Genomic DNA, 21212 nt, shown 5'->3' on the forward strand with positions numbered 1-21212 from the left:
ACAAAAACTGTGAGTTTATTTGAACAATCTTTGCCTGAGTTACATAACAAGCTGCATGCCAAAGAACTGTCGGTCAGCGATCTGGTGGATCAGGCGTATCAGAACATTGGCGCGCATGATGATAAAGTTAAGGCATATTTGGCACTGGATGAAGAACAAGCACGCGCTCGTGCACGTCAATTGGATGACCGTCTGGTTAGCGGCGAGGAGAAAGGTTTGCTTTTTGGTCTGCCTGTAGGTATTAAGGATAACATCGTTACGAACGGACTGCGCACGACGTGTGGTAGCCAGTTTCTTCGTAATTTCGACCCGGTGTATGATGCGACAGTTGTCGAGAAATTGAAAGCTGCGGACACCGTAACTATTGGTAAACTCAACATGGACGAATTCGCCATGGGCGGCTCCAATGAGAATTCAAGTTTCTCCCCTGTACGTAATCCATGGGCACTTGATCGTGTTCCAGGAGGCTCCAGTGGTGGTTCTGCAGCAGCTGTGGCTGCGGGAGAAGCGTACTTCACGCTTGGATCAGATACAGGTGGCTCCATCAGACAACCTGCTTCGTATTGCGGTGTTGTTGGATTGAAGCCAACGTACGGACTTGTTTCCCGCTTTGGATTGGTTGCATTTGCATCATCCCTGGATCAGATTGGACCTTTGACGAAAAATGTTGAAGATTCTGCTTATGTATTGCAAGCCATTGCTGGTTATGACGCCAAAGATTCGACATCTGCAAAAGTAGAGATACCGGATTATTTGAGCGGACTGACAGGTGATGTCAAAGGGCTTCGCATTGCTGTTCCGAAGGAATATATCGGTGAAGGCGTCGATCCACAAGTGAAAGAAACGGTTTTGTCTGCATTGAAAGTTCTTGAAGGACTCGGGGCAACATGGGAAGAAGTATCCCTTCCGCATACCGAATATGCGGTGGCTACGTATTACCTGCTGGCATCTTCAGAGGCTTCTTCCAACTTGGCTAGATTTGATGGCGTGCGTTATGGCGTACGTGCTGACAATCCGGATAACTTGCTGGATCTGTATCATCAGTCCCGCAGTCAAGGCTTTGGTCCGGAAGTGAAACGACGTATCATGCTCGGAACGTATGCACTCAGCTCGGGTTACTATGATGCCTATTATCTTAAAGCACAGAAGGTACGTACTTTGATCAAACAGGATTTCGACAATGTATTTGCCAAATATGATGTGATTATCGGACCAACTGCGCCAACTACGGCGTTCAAACTAGGTTCACAGGTGGATGATCCACTTACGATGTATCTGAATGATATTTTGACTATTCCAGTCAATCTGGCTGGTGTACCTGCTGTTAGTATTCCATGTGGATTCTCGGATGGATTGCCTGTTGGCCTGCAGATTATCGGAAAAGCCTTTGATGAAACAACCGTATTGCGTGTAGCGCATGCGTTTGAACAAAATACAGAATTCCACAAGCAGCGTCCGCAGCTGTAGACTGCCCGGAACGGAGGAATATAGAAATGTCCGCATCTAAATATGAAACGGTCGTTGGACTTGAAGTCCACGTGGAGTTGCATACCAACTCCAAAATCTTCTGCGGCTGCTCCACAGCTTTTGGAGCTCCGCCGAATACGCATACCTGCCCGGTCTGTCTCGGACATCCGGGCGTACTGCCTGTTCTGAATCGTCAGGCGGTAGACTACGCCATGAAGGCCGCGATGGCCCTGAATTGTACGATTGCTGATGTCAGCAAGTTTGACCGTAAAAACTACTTTTACCCCGACTCACCAAAAGCCTATCAGATCTCGCAATTTGATCAACCAATCGGTGAGAACGGCTGGATTGATATCGAAGTGAATGGTGAAACGAAACGAATCGGCATCACGCGTCTTCACTTGGAAGAAGATGCAGGAAAGCTTACGCATATCGATGGTGGGTACGCGTCTTTGGTTGACTTCAACCGTGTCGGTACCCCACTCGTGGAGATTGTATCCGAGCCTGAGATTTCTTCTCCGGAAGAGGCACGTGCGTATCTCGAAAAATTGCGTGCGATCATGCAGTACTGTGATGTGTCGGACGTGAAGATGGAAGAAGGTTCACTGCGCTGTGACGCCAACATCAGTTTGCGCCCACATGGACAGGAGAAGCTGGGAACGAGAGCCGAACTGAAAAACATGAACTCCTTCCGTGGTGTGCAGCGTGGTCTGGAATATGAACAGTATCGTCAGGCTGAAATTCTGGATGATGGCGGTGAAGTGGTTCAGGAGACGCGTCGCTGGGACGAAGCTCAAGGAAAAACACTGTCGATGCGTGGCAAGGAACAGGCGCATGACTACCGTTATTTCCCGGACCCGGATCTGGTGAAGCTGCATATTGATGCAGACTGGAAAGAGCGGATTAAGGCTACCATACCTGAGCTTCCGGATGAACGTAAGGCTCGTTATACGGCTGATTATGGGTTGCCTAGTTATGATGCAGAGGTTATTACTTCATCCAAGGCTATAGCTGATCTTTTTGAGGATAGTCTGAAATTCACTCAGGATGCCAAATCCGTATCCAACTGGATCATGGGCGACTTGCTGGGTTACCTGAATACGAGCAACCTCGAGGTGACTCAGGTTCCACTAACAGGTCAAGGTTTGGGTGAGATGATCGGACTGCTGGAGAAGGGCACCATTAACAGCAAAATCGCCAAAACGGTATTCAAGGAAATGCTCGAGAGCGGTAAGCTTCCTCAGCAGATCGTTGAAGAGAAGGGTCTTGTCCAGATTAGTGATGAAGGCGCCATTCTTGCCATCGTTGAGCAGGTTGTGGCGAACAATCCTCAATCTGTGGAAGATTATAAGGCTGGTAAACAGAAAGCTATTGGCTTCCTCGTTGGTCAGGTTATGAAAGAAAGCAAAGGCAAGGCGAATCCCGCCCTCGCCAACCAACTGCTTACAGATGTACTGAACCGCTAATCCTTCCGGTGAGGCCGGACAGAAAGAGGCTCGTCCCTGTGACAGCCTTTTTTTGTTATGAAATATAGACGAAAGTAATTTAGACGGGGGAACGGATATGAACATTCAATCATTGTCACTAAGTGATCTGGAGACGTTGGGACAGTTATGGAGACTTCAACATGTGGCCTATCAATTGGAAGCTGAAATCATCGGATTTCAGGAGATTCCTCCTTTGATGGATACGATGGAGACACTTCGGGATTGCGGTGAGCACTTTTATGGTGTCCATGATGACGGAGAACTTATCGGGGCTGTCGCTGTAGCAGAGGAAGAGGAAAACACACTGACCATTACACGAATGATGGTGCACCCGGATCACTTTCGCAAGGGAATCGCTGCATCTTTAATGACGCATGTGTTGGAACAGCATGCGGATCTTCCGCGTTACATCGTCTCCACAGGAACGCTGAATCAACCCGCTGTGAAACTGTACACCAAATTTGGTTTTAAGCCCGTGGAAGTCACACAGATTGTACCTGGAGTGGAATTAACGACTTTTCACAAGAATAAACTTTAATAACGTTAACAACTTGGAGGAGGAATACCGACTTTGGGCGATCCCTGGTTCATTGATGAGTGGCACATTTTATTACGATTATTGCTGGCTATGCTGCTTGGAGGGCTCGTAGGCCTGGAGCGGGAACGGTCCAATCATGCTGCCGGTTTGCGTACCCATATCCTGGTATGTCTTGGTTCCGCACTGATTATGATGTTGTCTGTTTATGGCTTTAAAGATTTTGCTAATGAATTAAATGTAAGGATCGATCCAGCGCGTCTGGCTACTGCTGTAATTACTGGTGTCGGATTCCTGGGAGCAGGGACAATTCTCTTCACGGGAAAATCCATTACCGGACTGACTACAGCAGCTTCAATCTGGGTTGTTGCAGCCATTGGGCTCGCAGCAGGTGCGGGATTTTTCTTTGCCTCTATCGTATCCACCGTCCTGGTATTGCTTAATCTCTGGGTCTTTAACAAATTAGAGCTAAGGTATCTACGAGGGAACAAACTGCATGTTGTTACACTTCATACCTTGTCAGAACCCGGTTTTCTTGAACAACTGTCTTCATGTATGGAGCAGGAGAAGATCAAAATTCGTAAAATTACCGTGAATGAACAAGACCTGGCTTATGCAGAGATGGTGTCAGTTGAACGTAAAATTGAGATTGTATTACATGTCCAGGTACCGCATGATTTCCAAACGGTAGGCTTGGTATCCAAGTTAAGACAATGGGAACACGTTACCAAGGTGTCGATTGAATAAATGAATTACAACCCTCCCCAGGCCAGTAGTGCCGGAGGGTTTTTGGTCATATCCATATTTCTTCCAGTTACTCTCCTTGCTCTTTAGGGTACTATCTAACCAAATGCATGAAGAGCGGAAGGTCAGATCAGAAGAGAGGAGTATGTTATGAAACGTAGACGTCAATCGAACAAAAAGACCCGTACAGTCCAGGCCAAACCGGTCAGGAATCGGACTCACAAGTTTATTGCGGGATTACTGAGTGCCATTATTCCTGGTCTGGGTCATATTTATCTGAGATTGTACATGAGAGGTTTGACCTTTATGCTGCTTGTTTTGCTTGATCTGTCAGCAGTGTTGTACTTCTCATCTATTGGTATACAGATCAATGTGCCATTGCTCATCTTACTGGCTTTGTGTATCCCGGTTATTTACTTTTACAATGTATATGATGTGTTGCAATCTGCAGATTGGGTCATGATGCGCAGGCGTAGAGCAGTGACCCAGGCAACTTCGGACAAGCCGATAACTAATGAACGTTCTACACGAGATGCAATGATGGTCTGGGAGAGAGGCATATCGTTTGGATTACTTCTGATTGTGGGAGGGTCTTTGATGGTGCTGTTTTTCCGCAAACCACGTTGGTTTCAAGAGATTCTCGCCATGTACGGTGGATATTCATTTGCGGTTCTCATGATCGTAGGCGGTTTGCTTCTGTTTGGTCGTGAATTCTGGGTGATGTTGAACAAGAAAAAAATGTAGTGGAAACGATACAAGGAGGGAACGTGATGAACCGTAAAGTCCGGGTTGGCCGCTATACGGCTGCCGCCTTAATCATAGCGGTCGGTGTGCTGTTGATTTTGGATAAACGGTGGGGAACTGACTACGTATATGAGATGGTGGACTGGTGGCCATTTTTGCTCGTTGTTTTAGGTGTTGAATATATTGTGCTGTTCCTGTGGACACGCAGAAGAAACAAGGTGCAATCGGATAACCCGAGCAATCCTGATGAGCAAATCAAAGTACGTTTCAGACCCGATGCCAAAGGCATTCTAACCTCATTGATTTTGGCGGCTTCCGTATTTATCGTCACCGAGCAGGATCACTACATGCACTTATGGAATAGAGTGAGTCTAAATCTCGGAGCGGCATCCATGGACTACAGTCAAGCGGCAGGATATATGGAGGATAAGGGCACGATTCGTGTACCTGTTCGCATGGATACGTCGGATCTTGTGGTCGAAGGTGTCAACGGAGATATCTCGGTACAACGCGGAGATACGGATGAGATTGAAGTACGGACGGTGATCTGGGTAGATCAGACGACGGAAGTACAGGCAAAGGCCGTTGCAGCAGCCTCTTTTGTAGAGGCCGATGGTACAAAAGTAATTTATATCAAAGCTACAGGCAAGACGTATGGAGACAATGAAAAAACGCAGCCACGTATGAATCTTACCATTACGATCCCGGATGATCGTCGTTTTAATCTGGATATTCGAACTTCCAATGGAGCCATATTATTAAACCGTCCGGAAGCCATTAGTACCATACTGGCCGAAACGGGTAACGGACGTATCCGGATTACCAATGCTGTTGGAGATATCTCAGGGAAAACATTGAACGGGGATGTCATTGTAGCCAATGCCATTGGTAATGTGGATCTGGACAGTAACCGTGGCGACATGAAGGCTCGCGGTATTTCCGGCGATGTAGATCTTGCTACACAAGTGGGAAGTATCAGTATTGTGGACTCCGTTGGTGAATTCACCGCAGAGACACGCAACGGCAATATTACGCTGGATGGAGCCAATCTGGGAATCAAAGCCCAATCGCTTAATGGCAGTATTAACATCGTATCTGCCAAAGTCGGAGGGGACTGGGATGTGTACAGTGCGGTGGGAGCCATTAACGTATTACTTCCAGATCGTGGAGACTACAGTCTTGCGGGTTCCAGTAGTTATGGAGATCTAAGTACGGATCTGCCGTTCAAAGTACAGAATAAAACCATAGAAGGCCAGCTCGGTGAGGGCGAGTACAGGGTGAAAATTGAAGGCAACAGTGATCTCACCATTCAGAGCAACCCCGCTGTATCTACACCTGAAACAGTTAAACCTGATTCTGAAGATACGGCTGAGAATCTGGAACAGACTACCGAGGATGGACCAAATTCCCAGGAGGATTCTACAGAGGTTCCTTGACTGCCGCGTTGACAATAAACTTGTAATCGCCGTACAATAAATGTACACTGGCAAGATTACACGGCATGAAAGATGGATTGTCGTTCTTCATGGCCGGGAATCAACTCTGAGCTAGGAGACAGTAACTTACTCTTCACCAGAGAATGAAAGGTAAGGCGGTGGGTTTTATGGCAACACGTGTCCAACATGCGTTGGAGCATCTGAAAACGACCGGTGTCCGTATTACGCCCCAGCGTCATGCCATATTGAACTATCTGATGGAATCCATGGGGCATCCGACAGCCGATGAAATTTACCGAGCCCTTGAACCCCAATTTCCCAGTATGAGCGTGGCAACGGTATATAATAATTTGAAGATGTTTCTGGAAGCTGGCATGGTCCGGGAATTGACATACGGAGATAATTCAAGTCGCTTCGATGCCAATGTGACGGATCATTATCATGTTATCTGTGATCAATGTGGCAAGATTGAAGACTTCAGCTATCCTTCACTCAAAAGTGTAGAGCTTCAAGCGGAGTCTAGTACAGGATTCGAAGTACACGGTCACCGATTGGAAGTATATGGCGTTTGCAAAAGTTGCAGGGATTAAGAGAGTTGAATTACAATATTAACGTGCAGAATTCAGTATGGATTCTTCACGTTTTTTTTTAGCATTTATGTAAAACACTCATTTTTATAACAACTTATGCGCACATCCTTATGATCAGCATAATTAACGGAGGTAGACGTTTGGGTAGAAAAAGCAGATATACACGTCAGAAGCGACGTTCGTTTTGGCCTGGTTTTCTCGGGGCTTGTCTGATCGCCGGGGGGGCTTACTGGCTTATAACAAATGTATGGTTGAACCAGACCCATGAAGACCCCGATTGGGTAGGAAGAAGCCAGCCTATTTTTGTAGATGGGCAACTGATGGATGGAGACGCTCTGGGTACAGGAGATCAACTCAAGTTGCCTGTAAAGGTGCTCCAAGAAGCAGTTGATGCGGGCATACGTTATGAACCAGAGTCAGGAGATATCATTATTGCCTCTCCTCAGCGAGTCCTTCATATGAAAGAAGATAGCACACAGGCGGAACTTAACCATAAGGATTATCCTATGACGGTTAAGCCGGATGTTAAGGACGGAGAAGCCTATATTCCGCTCAAACCTTTGAAAGAAGTATATGGCATAACCGTACAGGAAGATTCAGTAACAGGTGCTGTGCTGCTGATGCGTGGAGGAGACATGATTCAGTATGCAGAGATTGATACATTATCATCCAAAGCGGACAAAACGGTGCCGTTGTATAAACGTGGGGGAGAATCCTCACCAATCATTGCCGATATGGAAAAGGACGCAAGGGTACGTGTATGGCAGACGGGGGATGAACAGAGTTTTGTTCAACTCGATAATGGTTATGCCGGATATGTAGATAATGATTATATTGTCCTCACCGAGAAAAAGAAGGTGGACTTGCCTAAATATACGCTGACTGCAGCAGAGAAGAAGTGGCAGGATAAACCGGTAAATCTGGTTTGGGAAGCCGTGTACAATCGTCAGCCTGATGTGGGCTCTATCGGTAAAATGCCTGGTGTGAATGTGGTCAGCCCTACATGGTTTCATATTACGGATGGACAGGGCACTGTGAAAAGCAAGGGAAACCAAGCTTATGTGAACTGGGCTCACCGTTCGGGTATGGAAGTATGGGGACTCATGGATAACAGCTTTGATCCGGACGTTACAAAAGAAGCTGTAGCTTCTTACGAGACACGCACTCATATTATTGAGCAGATGTTGGAGTATGCACAGACGTATCAACTGGATGGTATCAACATCGACTTTGAGAACGTGTATACAGATGACGGGCCGAATATTACGCAGTTTGTGCGCGAGATCAAGGCGATGGCTCGTATACATGGATTGATGTTATCAATCGATGTAACACCAAAATCGAACAGTGAGATGTGGTCTGCCTTTCTGGATCGCCGTGCATTAGGTTCTTTTGCAGACTATGTTATTGTGATGGCTTATGATGAACATTGGGCGGCCAGTCCCAAGGCAGGTTCGGTAGCATCTCTGCCTTGGACCGAGGCTTCCATGAGACGTATACTTGAGGAGGATGAAGTCCCTTCAAACAAGTTGATCATGGCGGTTCCACTCTATACCCGGATATGGACGGAAGAGACGAATGATCAGGGTGAGGTTAAAGTGTCTTCCAAAGCGGTGGGCATGAATGCCATTGTGGAGCTGATCGAAGAGAAGAAACTCAAACCTGAACTGGATCAGGCAAGTGGACAGAACTATGTGGAATATAAGGAAGACGGAGCTACCAAGAAAATATGGATCGAAGATGCCGTGTCCCTTCAGGCGCGTGTGGATTTGATTGCTTCGCTGAAGCTGGGCGGAGTAGCAGCATGGAATCGAAGTTTTGCTAATGCTTCTGCATGGGAGGTATTAAAGCAGGTTGGTTACCAGAAATAATTTACTCGAACTCAGAGTGTCTGCTTGCTCCAATTTATTTTCACTAAGTTCAAAGTTTCTCCTTGGATACCATCTTACGTACAGTCTACCGTTTTATTGGTCGTAGGACTTATAACTTAACTTCATATTTTAGCAAGGGCTCACTTATAAGCCAAGTCCAAAAAAGGTCCGGTAAACATACCGGGCCTTTTTTTGTTCTTCAATGAAATTAAGGTAAAAGACATTTAGCGGTTGGAGATCATATCGTGCTAACCATCGGTGGGGGGAACTGTTGTAGAAGGCGCTTTCAGTTGTTGACTGGTCATGTTGGCCTTAGTAGGGTCCAGGGTGAGGATGGTATGACAGAACATACACCGATCCGTTTTGCCAAGTATTTTGGTTAACTTCCCGCATTCCGGACAGTCGACTTGTACTGCGCTGGTGGAGAGCATACCCGCCCAGAAATAAATTCCTAGACTGGCCATCATGGCAATCAGTCCGATGACGAGCCCAACAGCTGCGAATACCTTGCCTGCATGTCCCCAGAAAACAATCCCGGCTGTTCCCAGTATCATTAGGCCCATACCTAGCATGGTCAGTAGTAATCCCCAAGTGCGAAAAGCATTAATTTTTGCTGATTTAAAAATCATGAAAAATGCTCCTATCGTATGAGTAGTATTGGATCTGGAAAAGAAGGAAACTTCAGTCTGGATGTAGAATTACATTATAACTGACTTGGCGCTTATCTGCCATGAAATGTATGGAGGGAATCGTGGAATTAAAGAACCTTGCTTTTTTGTCCGAACAGTCGGAAGAGACAGGGGCAGTTGGGGCTATCGCTTATTCCCACCCGGGAGAGCGATTCCACGGCTCCCTAATTCAAGATTTCGAATTATTAGTACTTGTTGTTCATAATGATGATCAATTGAAGTCGGCAGTGGGACATTACAGATATGGTGATCTTCGTTATCAGATGATCTATACAAGCCGTCATGAATTAAAGAGTAGTGTAGTTACCGGGAATCATAATAATCTCACCCAGTGTCTGATTGAAGGTGAGATTATCTGGGAAGCGGACAGCGCCTTAAGTGATTTGCGAGAAGAACTGTCTACCTTTGGGGCAGAATTGCGTGAGCAGAAGCTGCTGCATGAATTCACCAGTTTCTTGAGAATGTATGTGGAGGCCAAACGTCATATTCAGGAAGGTCATGTTGTTGACGCCTACTACAATGTATTAGAGGCTCTGGGGAACTGGGCAAGAATTGTATTGATTGAACAGGGGATATACCCGGATCATGCCGTCTGGACACATGTGCAGAATCTGGATCGCGCTTTATGGAAACTATATCAAGAGCTTACCGTAAGCTCGGAGACGCTAGAGCAGCGAGTAGAGCTTGTCCTGCTTGCCTGTGAGTTTTCCGTAATGTCCAAAATGAGTGAATGCTCAGAACTGCTGCTGCGTGTGTTAAGAAGTCGCAAGGAGCCGTGGAGCATGAATGAACTTGTTCATCATCCGCAGTTAAGATTTGTTCGAGAAGATCTGCCTTTGGTTATACGTAAGCTGGTCTTTCGTTCTATTGTAAAAGAATCGGCAGGATGGCCATCGATCGGAGGAGAGGGCCGGGAGATTCGGTATTGGATAGAGGCATAACCTCCTCCCGAAGCCCGACGCTATATTGATCACATAAGGGAGGGGAAACCTTCCTTTTTTGTTTGTTTAATAATTTATAAAAAGATGTTGACTCTCATTCACGATATATGATACATTATATTTCGTTCCTCAAACGAGATTATCGTCAATCAAACGATAAATTCTTCAGAGGAAAAGTGAAGAACTAAAGCTTCCAAAAAAGAAATCAAAAAAAGTTCTTGACGAAAACAAACGAAATGTGTTACATTATTTAAGTCGCCGCCGAAACTTGGTTGAGACGAAAAAGAAGTGAAACAAATTCGTGTTTGATCTTTGAAAACTGAACAACGAGTGAGTGAACATTCTGCTTGCAGAATGAACGCGAAAGTTTGAAACAAGCCTTGGCTTGGATCGACTGGAGCACAAAATGAGATATTTAATCTCGTCAGATTCAAAATGAGCTTATCGCTCTTTTCAATACTTTATTGGAGAGTTTGATCCTGGCTCAGGACGAACGCTGGCGGCATGCCTAATACATGCAAGTCGAGCGGAGTTGATAGGAAGCTTGCTTCCTTGATACTTAGCGGCGGACGGGTGAGTAACACGTAGGCAACCTGCCCTCAAGTTTGGGACAACTACCGGAAACGGTAGCTAATACCGAATAGTTGTTTTCTTCGCCTGAAGGAAACTGGAAAGACGGAGCAATCTGTCACTTGGGGATGGGCCTGCGGCGCATTAGCTAGTTGGTGGGGTAACGGCTCACCAAGGCGACGATGCGTAGCCGACCTGAGAGGGTGATCGGCCACACTGGGACTGAGACACGGCCCAGACTCCTACGGGAGGCAGCAGTAGGGAATCTTCCGCAATGGGCGAAAGCCTGACGGAGCAATGCCGCGTGAGTGATGAAGGTTTTCGGATCGTAAAGCTCTGTTGCCAGGGAAGAACGCTTGGGAGAGTAACTGCTCTCAAGGTGACGGTACCTGAGAAGAAAGCCCCGGCTAACTACGTGCCAGCAGCCGCGGTAATACGTAGGGGGCAAGCGTTGTCCGGAATTATTGGGCGTAAAGCGCGCGCAGGCGGTCATTTAAGTCTGGTGTTTAATCCCGGGGCTCAACCCCGGATCGCACTGGAAACTGGGTGACTTGAGTGCAGAAGAGGAGAGTGGAATTCCACGTGTAGCGGTGAAATGCGTAGATATGTGGAGGAACACCAGTGGCGAAGGCGACTCTCTGGGCTGTAACTGACGCTGAGGCGCGAAAGCGTGGGGAGCAAACAGGATTAGATACCCTGGTAGTCCACGCCGTAAACGATGAGTGCTAGGTGTTAGGGGTTTCGATACCCTTGGTGCCGAAGTTAACACATTAAGCACTCCGCCTGGGGAGTACGGTCGCAAGACTGAAACTCAAAGGAATTGACGGGGACCCGCACAAGCAGTGGAGTATGTGGTTTAATTCGAAGCAACGCGAAGAACCTTACCAGGTCTTGACATCCCTCTGATCGATGCAGAGATGTATCTTTCCTTCGGGACAGAGGAGACAGGTGGTGCATGGTTGTCGTCAGCTCGTGTCGTGAGATGTTGGGTTAAGTCCCGCAACGAGCGCAACCCTTATATTTAGTTGCCAGCACTTCGGGTGGGCACTCTAGATAGACTGCCGGTGACAAACCGGAGGAAGGTGGGGATGACGTCAAATCATCATGCCCCTTATGACCTGGGCTACACACGTACTACAATGGCCGGTACAACGGGCTGCGAAATCGCGAGATGGAGCCAATCCCAACAAAGCCGGTCTCAGTTCGGATTGCAGGCTGCAACTCGCCTGCATGAAGTCGGAATTGCTAGTAATCGCGGATCAGCATGCCGCGGTGAATACGTTCCCGGGTCTTGTACACACCGCCCGTCACACCACGAGAGTTTATAACACCCGAAGTCGGTGGGGTAACCGCAAGGAGCCAGCCGCCGAAGGTGGGATAGATGATTGGGGTGAAGTCGTAACAAGGTAGCCGTATCGGAAGGTGCGGCTGGATCACCTCCTTTCTATGGAGAATCGTTTCCTGCAACGGAAACATTCAAATATGCAGCTTAGCTGCAAAACACTCACTCGTTGTTCGGTTTTGAGAGCTCAAACTCTCAAACAGCTTGCTTTTGCATGGAGCTTGTTCTTTGAAAACTAGATATCGAAACGAAACAAACGCGAATTAGAACATTCCTTTAAGCTGAACTTGTGCAAACAAGTCAAGTGTATAAAGGTAGTTAAATTGCTTTTGTGATGGTATCGGGTGAGAGCGACTTTTGGATTTGGACGCAGTCCAAACCAAGGGAAGCGAGCGACCGAAACCGGAACAAAATGGTTAAGCTACTAAGAGCACACGGAGGATGCCTAGGCGCTAGGAGCCGATGAAGGACGTGGCGAACAACGAAACTGCCTCGGGGAGCTGTAAGCAAGCTTTGATCCGGGGGTGTCCGAATGGGGAAACCCAGCTGGGGTAATTTCCAGTTACTCATAACTGAATACATAGGTTATGTAGAGGCATACCAGGGGAACTGAAACATCTAAGTACCCTGAGGAAGAGAAAACAATAGTGATTCCGTCAGTAGCGGCGAGCGAACGCGGAGAAGCCCAAACCAGAGAGCTTGCTCTTTGGGGTTGTGGGACGTCTCACATGGAGTTACAAAGGAACCGGTTAAGCGAAGAGGTCTGGAAAGGCCCGCCAAAGAAGGTAAAAGCCCTGTAGTTGAAAGTTGGTTCCCTCCGAGACGGATCCCGAGTAGTGCGGGGCACGTGAAACCCCGTATGAATCCGGCAGGACCATCTGCCAAGGCTAAATACTTCCTAGCGACCGATAGTGAAGCAGTACCGTGAGGGAAAGGTGAAAAGCACCCCGGAAGGGGAGTGAAATAGAACCTGAAACCGTGTGCTTACAAAAAGTCAGAGCCCGTTTTAGGGGTGATGGCGTGCCTTTTGTAGAATGAACCGGCGAGTTACGTTCCCGTGCAAGGTTAAGGTGAAGAGCCGGAGCCGCAGCGAAAGCGAGTCTGAATAGGGCGACATAGTACGTGGACGTAGACCCGAAACCGGGTGATCTACCCCTGTCCAGGGTGAAGGTGCGGTAACACGCACTGGAGGCCCGAACCCACGCATGTTGAAAAATGCGGGGATGAGGTGGGGGTAGCGGAGAAATTCCAATCGAACTCGGAGATAGCTGGTTCTCCCCGAAATAGCTTTAGGGCTAGCCTCGGAAAACAGAGTCGTGGAGGTAGAGCACTGATTGGGTGCGGGGCCCGCAAGGGTTACCAAGCTCAGTCAAACTCCGAATGCCATAGACTTACTTCCGGGAGTCAGACAGTGAGTGCTAAGATCCATTGTCAAAAGGGAAACAGCCCAGACCATCAGCTAAGGTCCCCAAGTGTGTGTTAAGTGGGAAAGGATGTGGAGTTGCACAGACAACCAGGATGTTGGCTTAGAAGCAGCCACCATTGAAAGAGTGCGTAATAGCTCACTGGTCGAGTGACTCTGCGCCGAAAATGTAACGGGGCTAAACACACCACCGAAGCTATGGCTTGATGCTTTGCATCAGGGGTAGGGGAGCGTTGTATAAGGGTTGAAGGTGTACCGTAAGGAGCGCTGGACATTATACAAGTGAGAATGCCGGTATGAGTAACGAAAAGATCAGTGAGAATCTGATCCGCCGAAAGCCTAAGGGTTCCTGAGGAAGGCTCGTCCGCTCAGGGTAAGTCGGGACCTAAGGCGAGGCCGAAAGGCGTAGTCGAAGGACAACAGGTCGAAATTCCTGTACCACCGTAAGCCGTTATGAGCAATGGGGGGACGCAGTAGGGTAGTGACGCGGACTGATGGATGTCCGTCTAAGCAGTAAGGCTGATGTGTAGGCAAATCCGCACATCGTAAGGCTGAGCTGTGATGGGGAGCGAAAATTATAGTAGCGAAGGTCATGATCTCACACTGCCAAGAAAAGCCTCTAGCCAGGTGATGGTGCCCGTACCGCAAACCGACACAGGTAGGCGAGAAGAGTATTCTAAGGCGCGCGGAAGAACTCTCGTTAAGGAACTCGGCAAAATGACCCCGTAACTTCGGGAGAAGGGGTGCCCCGGTAGTGTGAATAGCACGAGGGGGCCGCAGTGAAAAGGCCCAAGCGACTGTTTAGCAAAAACACAGGTCTGTGCGAAGCCGTAAGGCGAAGTATACGGGCTGACGCCTGCCCGGTGCTGGAAGGTTAAGGGGAGTGGTTAGGGAGCAATCCCGAAGCTGTGAACCGAAGCCCCAGTAAACGGCGGCCGTAACTATAACGGTCCTAAGGTAGCGAAATTCCTTGTCAGGTAAATTCTGACCCGCACGAATGGCGTAACGACTTGGGCGCTGTCTCAACGAGAGATCCGGTGAAATTTTAATACCTGTGAAGATGCAGGTTACCCGCGACAAGACGGAAAGACCCCATGGAGCTTTACTGCAGCTTGATATTGAATTTGGGTACGATCTGTACAGGATAGGTGGGAGCCTTTGAAACGTGAGCGCCAGCTTGCGTGGAGGCAACGTTGGGATACCACCCTGATCGTATCTAGGTTCTAACCTGGTACCGTAATCCGGTGCGGGGACAGTGTCAGGTGGGCAGTTTGACTGGGGCGGTCGCCTCCTAAAGAGTAACGGAGGCGCCCAAAGGTTCCCTCAGAATGGTTGGAAATCATTCGAAGAGTGCAAAGGCATAAGGGAGCTTGACTGCGAGACCTACAAGTCGAGCAGGGACGAAAGTCGGGCTTAGTGATCCGGTGGTACCGCATGGAAGGGCCATCGCTCAACGGATAAAAGCTACCCTGGGGATAACAGGCTTATCTCCCCCAAGAGTCCACATCGACGGGGAGGTTTGGCACCTCGATGTCGGCTCATCGCATCCTGGGGCTGAAGTAGGTCCCAAGGGTTGGGCTGTTCGCCCATTAAAGCGGTACGCGAGCTGGGTTCAGAACGTCGTGAGACAGTTCGGTCCCTATCTGTCGTGGGCGTAGGAAATTTGAGAGGAGCTGTCCTTAGTACGAGAGGACCGGGATGGACGTACCGCTGGTGTACCAGTTGTTCCGCCAGGAGCACCGCTGGGTAGCTATGTACGGACGGGATAAACGCTGAAAGCATCTAAGCGTGAAGCCCCCCTCAAGATGAGATTTCCCAGTATGTAAGACCCCTTGAAGACGACGAGGTAGATAGGCTGGGGGTGGAAGTGCAGCAATGCATGGAGCTGACCAGTACTAATCGGTCGAGGGCTTATCCAATAGCAAGTTGTAATTCGCATGTTTCGTTTCGAATCTAGTTTTCAGAGAACGATCTCTGAAGCATATTCCCTGATAGCTCAGTTGGTAGAGCACTCGACTGTTAATCGAGTTGTCACAGGTTCGAGCCCTGTTCGGGGAGCCATATGGAGAGGTGTCCGAGCTGGCCGAAGGAGCACGATTGGAAATCGTGTAGGCGTCACAAGCGTCTCGAGGGTTCGAATCCCTCTCTCTCCGCCATAATAATAAGGCCCGTTGGTCAAGGGGTTAAGACACCTCCCTTTCACGGAGGTAACAGGGGTTCGAATCCCCTACGGGTCATATTAACTTCAAAAAAAGAAGTTGATTTTTACAACAAGATTATGATATGATCATAAATGTGTTGTTCGGAGGCTTAGCTCAGCTGGGAGAGCATCTGCCTTACAAGCAGAGGGTCGGGGGTTCGATCCCCTCAGCCTCCACCATATAAACTTTATAACGACGCGGGGTGGAGCAGCCCGGTAGCTCGTCGGGCTCATAACCCGAAGGCCGCAGGTTCAAATCCTGCCCCCGCAATTATACTTTCCTTTGAGAAAGTGATCTGGAACCGTGGTGTAGTTGGCCTAACATGCCTGCCTGTCACGCAGGAGATCGCGGGTTCGAATCCCGTCGGTTCCGCCATTTAATCTTTACATGAGGCAAACTGTTCACTACATCTGCTGTATGGCACTGATGCCCTATATAAAGTGTAAGGAATTAAGATTAGACTTTATTATGGCTCGGTAGCTCAGTCGGTAGAGCAGAGGACTGAAAATCCTCGTGTCGGCGGTTCGATTCCGTCCCGAGCCACCATTTTTAAAACAATTTAATATGCCGGTGTAGCTCAACTGGTAGAGCAACTGACTTGTAATCAGTAGGTTGGGGGTTCAAGTCCTCTCGCCGGCACCATGTAATCCTGGAGGATTAGCGAAGTGGCCAAACGCATCAGACTGTAAATCTGCTCCCGTACGGGTTCGGTGGTTCGAATCCATCATCCTCCACCAGTTTTTAGGGGCATAGTTTAAAGGTAGAACAACGGTCTCCAAAACCGTTGGTGTGGGTTCAATTCCTGCTGCCCCTGCCAATTAACTTTTTAGAAATTAACCTTTTGTGGCGATCGTGGCGAAGTGGTTAACGCACCGGTTTGTGGATCCGGCATTCGGGGGTTCAATTCCCCTCGATCGCCCCTTTGTTTTTTTTATTTTTTATTGGGGATTAGCCAAGCGGTAAGGCAACGGACTTTGACTCCGTCATGCATAGGTTCAAATCCTATATCCCCAGCCATTATGCGGACGTGGCTCAGCGGTAGAGCATCGCCTTGCCAAGGCGAGGGTCGCGGGTTCGATTCCCGTCGTCCGCTCCAAAATATGGCGCCATAGCCAAGTGGTAAGGCACAGCTCTGCAAAAGCTTTATCCCCAGTTCGAATCTGGGTGGCGCCTCCAGCATATGCCGGCGTGGCGGAATGGCAGACGCGCTCGACTCAAAATCGAGTGGGAAACCGTGGAGGTTCGAGTCCTCTCGCCGGTATATTGAATAGCCCTACATGTTGCTTATGCAATGTGTAGGGCTATTTTTATTTTATGTGAAACGATTTATGCGCAGTAAGAAAATGTAGAATAAGAAAAGATGGACGTTAATAAAGATTGACGTATGATTATATTAAGTATATTGTGGATAAGTAAAGTCTTTAATATGGAGGAGTGAAGTAGAGTGACTAATGGAAAAAATGTATCGGATACCGATCTGTTATTTGATCTTTCTGTATGGGATGAGGCATGGAAGAATCGTCCGAGAAGTTCAAAATATAAGAAAAAAAGCGCCTCCTTTAATACAGAAGAAGCTTTTGAGCGGTGGGCAAGGGATTATCATGTACAGTCGTTCACTGAAGAAGGAAAGCAGCGTTCTGAGCGCATCATGGGCTGGATCGAGAACCAGGGTATGGAGTTTGCAGGGTTATCTATTTTGGACATTGGAGCCGCCTCAGGCATATTTACCATTCCTTTTGCGGAAAAGGGGGCAAGTGTGACCGCAGTTGAGCCTTCTGAGTTGCTTGTCTCCCTTATGAAAGAGACGATACCTTCAGCTCTGGAATCCAAAATAGAAATCGTAAACGAACGATATGAAGAAATCTCCATTAAGGATAAGGGTTGGGAGAAGAAATATGACTTTGCATTTGCATCCATGTGTCCGGCAATGTCGGATTGGGAAACGATTGAGCAGGCGATCAATTGTGCCCGGAAGTATGTATATATAAGTACTATGGCGGGACAGAATGAACACACACTAATGGATGAACTTAAGGATGTACTGGGAGTAACTTCTTCATACAAGGCCGGTGATATGGGGTATATCCAACAGTTGCTGTATTTGAAGGGGTATTCTTATACGATGATTATTACGAGAGAAGTTAACTCATTTGAAGTACCGGTGGAAGAGATTATCGAGAAGCTGCCAGAATGGCTTAATACGTATGAGTTACCATCGGATGAAGATTCCCTCAGATTGGCTGAGAAGTACATTAGGGATACGTACAAGGGTAGCACGGTGACCTTCTCACGGGGAGCAAGGTTTGGTAAAATTCTAATCCAACTTGAACAGCCAAATATGAAAACAGTTCGCACTAAGGATAAGCGATAAATCGCATAAGCTTGGCACGTGTACTGATAATCAGGAATTGAGACGGACAATGTAGTCTAACGTCTAAGATGACACTAGGAAGCATCACAACGCTGTGCCAAAAGATGAACGGTTGAAACATATGATGTTAAGATTGTAGAAGTAAAGTTGTAAGTGAAGGGTGCAGGTTATGTGCTCCCTCTTTTTTGAAGCCACTAATTCATCGACCGCTTTGAACCAGCCCTCGTTTATTTAGATATTCGAGACAACGAAAAACAAAACACAGACCTCGTTTTCAGAGAATGATCTCTGAAGCATATTCCCTGATATTTCTGTCGGTAAAGCACGCGACGGTTAATCGAGTAGTCACAGATCCGAACCCTGTTCGGGGAGCTATATGGAGTTGTCCAAGCTGGCCGAAGGAGTACGACTTACAATCGTGCTCCTTTTCTAATTTCGGTTCGACACGTCTGCTTTTTGCTTAGCTCCCGGTACTGGCCGGGGGTAATTCCTTCCCATTTACGAAATGATCGGATGAAATTTTGCGGATTGTTGTACCGCAGTCGTGCTGCGATATCTTTAACGGTTAGATCACTTTCGTCCAGCCATTTTTTAGCGATATTAAATCGGTACTTGGTCAGATATTCACTAAATGCACAGCCTGTCTCTTTGCGGAAAACACTACTTAAGTAGTTTGCATTGTAGTGAAGCTTCATGGCACATTCCTCAAGCGACAGATCCTTATCATAATCTTGATGAATCATGGCAATCATCTTCTCTGATATATGCTGATACTGGGCATACTGTCTTGCTTTAAAAACCTGGATGACGGGCAAGATGACTTGATGATTAAACCATTCCTCAACTTCAGCAGCGTACTGCAAACCATGAAGTTCATGAAACATCGAGCCACGACCTTGGGATATCTGTCCGAGTCGTATGCCGGATTCCTGAGTCATTTGCAAAATATGTGTGAGTAGCCTCGTAAGAGCCACCTCATACTCCTCGGGTGTAACCTCCATACCAAAGATCACTTCAAGCAGTTGTTTCAGAAGAGCAGAGGCCTGGACTTCGTCCGCATTTTGAATAGCTTGGATCAATGAATATTCCAATGATTCCGGGTAGGTCATGGGCCAAGTGGGAGCGTAATGATCTATGTTCTCATATTGAAAAATAATGCCTGTTCCCAGCTTCATCCGATGCCTCAATGCCTCCATGGCTTCTGTGTAAGCTTGAGGGATGTGATATAGAGAGCTGTGCGGCTGGCTGAATCCTATACTGACTTGAAGAGCTAGAATCATATCAATCTGTTGTTGTAACTGGTCTGTTAATACATATAGTTGCTGTGAAAAAATAAAATGATCCTGTTCCACGGTGCCAATCACCGTGACTACCGTATGTTCCAGCACAATGGGAAGCAATTGTTGGTTATGCACAACCGTTTCCTCCAATATATTTTGAATAGCAAATAATAAGAGGTCACGATCACTAGCACTATATTTTGTATGATTAACGAGATCGGCCTGTAATGTAATAACAGCAATTTGTTGCCATCCCCGAACCTGATGCGTGTAGCCATATTCATTCAGGGTGTCATAAAGAGTAAGAACAGGGATCTTGCCCTGGAACAGATTCATCATAAAATGAGTGCGAATCTGCAACAGATGCATATTAAGCGTGTTCTCTAATTGGGAGCGAGAGGCAGATAGTTGTGAGACCCCTGCTCTGATCTGTTCGAACTCATCAGAAAATGGTGGTGATTGCTGAGCTAATGTGTTTCCTTCTTTGGACAGGTGGTTGTCACCAAGTTGGGTTAAAAGTTTACGAATCGGGACATGCATTCGCTTGGAGCCGAGCCAGGCGAGTAATAATGAAAGTAAAAGTAAGAAGATACTGATATACAAGGTGTGTAATCCGATATCGATATATTCTTGTGTCAGAATATTGGTAGGTGAGATTAGAACATAAGTCCATCCTTTTAAGGTAGAAGGGCTATACGTCAGGGAATAATGTGTATCGGCGATCTTAACTTCTCGGTTTTCAAAACCTGTTGAAAATGTGATGGGTGATAGTTTGGTTATGTCGGCTTCCGTATCCCGATCCTGTAAACCAATGGCAGATAACGGTTGTCCAATGTATACAGGATCGGGATGGACCAGGATACGTTGTTCCCGATTCAAAATGATCAGTCCTGAGGCAGCATTGCCTAAGGAGGCTTCTCCTAGTGTATTTTGCAAAGAACATGCAGGGATTCCCGCAATCAGGGCAACATCGGAAGACGTATTCAGATTCGGAATAGACCTCGCAAGGGGCAATATGATAAATACAGCCTGTACCGGGTGAACGCTCATCATTACTGAACACCGATGAAGGGGAGAGCTGCCATCCAGAGGTTAGCGTATCGGAAATCAATTCCTTCATGGGAAGAGCCAGTGGAAAATCCGTATTACGATATAATCCGGCATGATCAATAAGCCAATTCTGTGATTGATTCACCAGGGTAATATCCAGCAAAGGTTCCCATGACCTCATATTCTTAAATTCACTCTGTAGCTTGTCGGCAAGCAAAGGCCCTTTCCCTTCTAGTGAAGAAGAAGCAGACAGAGAACGGAGGGTTACTGGAGAGCGAACGGCCTGATCAAGCATATAACTGACTGTAGCGAGTTTGTGCTCTACGTTGGATTGCATTTGTTCCAGCAACTGTCTGTTGGCCTGTGTACGATGCAGCTCAGTTTGGTTCGATGAATAGATAAATGCGGCAATTCCCGTTAACAAAATGGGCAGGGTGCTTAACAGGATTCCGAAGATGATCATTTTATGGA

General features: G+C 47.4%; 12 protein-coding genes, 15 tRNA genes and 2 rRNA genes. 27 read left to right on the forward strand and 2 right to left on the reverse strand.

Going from position 1 to position 21212, the window contains the following annotated elements:
- Positions 1 to 9 precede the first annotated feature (9 nt).
- From gatA to QF049_RS28160, 8 genes are all read left to right on the forward strand, one after another.
- The gene (gatA, locus tag QF049_RS28125; protein ID WP_036667997.1) at positions 10 to 1467 is read left to right on the forward strand and encodes an Asp-tRNA(Asn)/Glu-tRNA(Gln) amidotransferase subunit GatA; all 1458 of its coding nucleotides are present in this window, start codon (positions 10 to 12) and stop codon (positions 1465 to 1467) included.
- A gap of 26 nt (positions 1468 to 1493) precedes the next feature.
- Positions 1494 to 2933, forward strand: a complete 1440-nt coding sequence (gene gatB, locus QF049_RS28130; protein WP_307542185.1) for an Asp-tRNA(Asn)/Glu-tRNA(Gln) amidotransferase subunit GatB — start codon at positions 1494 to 1496, stop codon at positions 2931 to 2933.
- A gap of 97 nt (positions 2934 to 3030) precedes the next feature.
- Positions 3031 to 3492, forward strand: a complete 462-nt coding sequence (locus tag QF049_RS28135) for a GNAT family N-acetyltransferase (protein ID WP_307542187.1) — start codon at positions 3031 to 3033, stop codon at positions 3490 to 3492.
- A 33-nt stretch (positions 3493 to 3525) separates the two neighbouring features.
- Positions 3526 to 4236 carry an MgtC/SapB family protein gene (locus QF049_RS28140; protein ID WP_017692302.1) on the forward strand — a complete coding sequence of 237 codons (711 nt, stop codon included), beginning with the start codon at positions 3526 to 3528 and terminating at the stop codon, positions 4234 to 4236.
- 147 nt (positions 4237 to 4383) lie between these two features.
- Positions 4384 to 4977 carry a hypothetical protein gene (locus tag QF049_RS28145; RefSeq protein ID WP_307542189.1) on the forward strand — a complete coding sequence of 198 codons (594 nt, stop codon included), beginning with the start codon at positions 4384 to 4386 and terminating at the stop codon, positions 4975 to 4977.
- A gap of 26 nt (positions 4978 to 5003) precedes the next feature.
- A complete protein-coding gene (locus tag QF049_RS28150; RefSeq protein ID WP_307542191.1) occupies positions 5004 to 6413 on the forward strand; it encodes a DUF4097 family beta strand repeat-containing protein in 1410 nt (469 codons plus the stop codon).
- 167 nt (positions 6414 to 6580) lie between these two features.
- Positions 6581 to 7003, forward strand: coding sequence for a peroxide-responsive transcriptional repressor PerR (perR, locus tag QF049_RS28155; protein ID WP_026081471.1), 423 nt, complete (start codon positions 6581 to 6583; stop codon positions 7001 to 7003).
- A 140-nt stretch (positions 7004 to 7143) separates the two neighbouring features.
- Positions 7144 to 8874, forward strand: coding sequence for a glycosyl hydrolase family 18 protein (locus tag QF049_RS28160; RefSeq protein WP_307542193.1), 1731 nt, complete (start codon positions 7144 to 7146; stop codon positions 8872 to 8874).
- 248 nt (positions 8875 to 9122) lie between these two features.
- Here QF049_RS28160 and QF049_RS28165 read toward each other — a convergent pair whose 3' ends face one another.
- A complete protein-coding gene (locus QF049_RS28165) occupies positions 9123 to 9503 on the reverse strand; it encodes a DUF2614 family zinc ribbon-containing protein (protein ID WP_307542194.1) in 381 nt (126 codons plus the stop codon).
- Between the two features lie 122 nt (positions 9504 to 9625).
- Here QF049_RS28165 and QF049_RS28170 point away from each other — a divergent pair, with 122 nt between their 5' ends.
- The 19 genes from QF049_RS28170 (at position 9626) to QF049_RS28260 (ending at position 18411) form a co-directional block, all read left to right on the forward strand.
- A complete protein-coding gene (locus QF049_RS28170) occupies positions 9626 to 10504 on the forward strand; it encodes a nucleotidyltransferase-like protein (protein WP_307542196.1) in 879 nt (292 codons plus the stop codon).
- A 461-nt stretch (positions 10505 to 10965) separates the two neighbouring features.
- Positions 10966 to 12518, forward strand: a 16S ribosomal RNA gene (locus tag QF049_RS28175).
- A 312-nt stretch (positions 12519 to 12830) separates the two neighbouring features.
- Positions 12831 to 15758, forward strand: a 23S ribosomal RNA gene (locus QF049_RS28180).
- Together the 16S and 23S rRNA genes with 15 tRNA genes alongside form the textbook arrangement of a ribosomal RNA operon.
- Before the next feature lie 66 nt (positions 15759 to 15824).
- Positions 15825 to 15900: transfer RNA gene (locus QF049_RS28185), tRNA-Asn, on the forward strand.
- A gap of 3 nt (positions 15901 to 15903) precedes the next feature.
- A tRNA-Ser gene (locus tag QF049_RS28190) sits at positions 15904 to 15995 on the forward strand.
- A gap of 9 nt (positions 15996 to 16004) precedes the next feature.
- Positions 16005 to 16076, forward strand: a tRNA-Glu gene (locus QF049_RS28195).
- A gap of 67 nt (positions 16077 to 16143) precedes the next feature.
- Positions 16144 to 16219, forward strand: a tRNA-Val gene (locus QF049_RS28200).
- Positions 16220 to 16236: 17 nt separating this feature from the next.
- A tRNA-Met gene (locus QF049_RS28205) sits at positions 16237 to 16310 on the forward strand.
- Between the two features lie 27 nt (positions 16311 to 16337).
- Positions 16338 to 16415: transfer RNA gene (locus tag QF049_RS28210), tRNA-Asp, on the forward strand.
- Between the two features lie 95 nt (positions 16416 to 16510).
- A tRNA-Phe gene (locus QF049_RS28215) sits at positions 16511 to 16586 on the forward strand.
- A gap of 20 nt (positions 16587 to 16606) precedes the next feature.
- Positions 16607 to 16682: transfer RNA gene (locus QF049_RS28220), tRNA-Thr, on the forward strand.
- Positions 16683 to 16691: 9 nt separating this feature from the next.
- A tRNA-Tyr gene (locus QF049_RS28225) sits at positions 16692 to 16777 on the forward strand.
- Between the two features lie 6 nt (positions 16778 to 16783).
- Positions 16784 to 16857 (forward strand) — tRNA-Trp (locus QF049_RS28230).
- A 29-nt stretch (positions 16858 to 16886) separates the two neighbouring features.
- Positions 16887 to 16959 (forward strand) — tRNA-His (locus QF049_RS28235).
- Positions 16960 to 16982: 23 nt separating this feature from the next.
- Positions 16983 to 17057: transfer RNA gene (locus tag QF049_RS28240), tRNA-Gln, on the forward strand.
- Between the two features lie 4 nt (positions 17058 to 17061).
- Positions 17062 to 17136, forward strand: a tRNA-Gly gene (locus QF049_RS28245).
- Between the two features lie 6 nt (positions 17137 to 17142).
- Positions 17143 to 17216 (forward strand) — tRNA-Cys (locus QF049_RS28250).
- A gap of 6 nt (positions 17217 to 17222) precedes the next feature.
- A tRNA-Leu gene (locus tag QF049_RS28255) sits at positions 17223 to 17301 on the forward strand.
- Between the two features lie 183 nt (positions 17302 to 17484).
- On the forward strand, positions 17485 to 18411 hold the full coding sequence (locus tag QF049_RS28260; RefSeq protein ID WP_307542198.1) for a class I SAM-dependent methyltransferase: 927 nt from the start codon (positions 17485 to 17487) through the stop codon (positions 18409 to 18411).
- Positions 18412 to 18821: 410 nt separating this feature from the next.
- Here QF049_RS28260 and QF049_RS28265 read toward each other — a convergent pair whose 3' ends face one another.
- Positions 18822 to 20744, reverse strand: coding sequence for a helix-turn-helix domain-containing protein (locus tag QF049_RS28265; RefSeq protein ID WP_307542199.1), 1923 nt, complete (start codon positions 20742 to 20744; stop codon positions 18822 to 18824).
- Positions 20745 to 21212: the final 468 nt, after the last annotated feature.

It is taken from the genome of Paenibacillus sp. W4I10, assembly GCF_030816325.1.
Lineage (GTDB): Bacteria > Bacillota > Bacilli > Paenibacillales > Paenibacillaceae > Paenibacillus > Paenibacillus amylolyticus_B.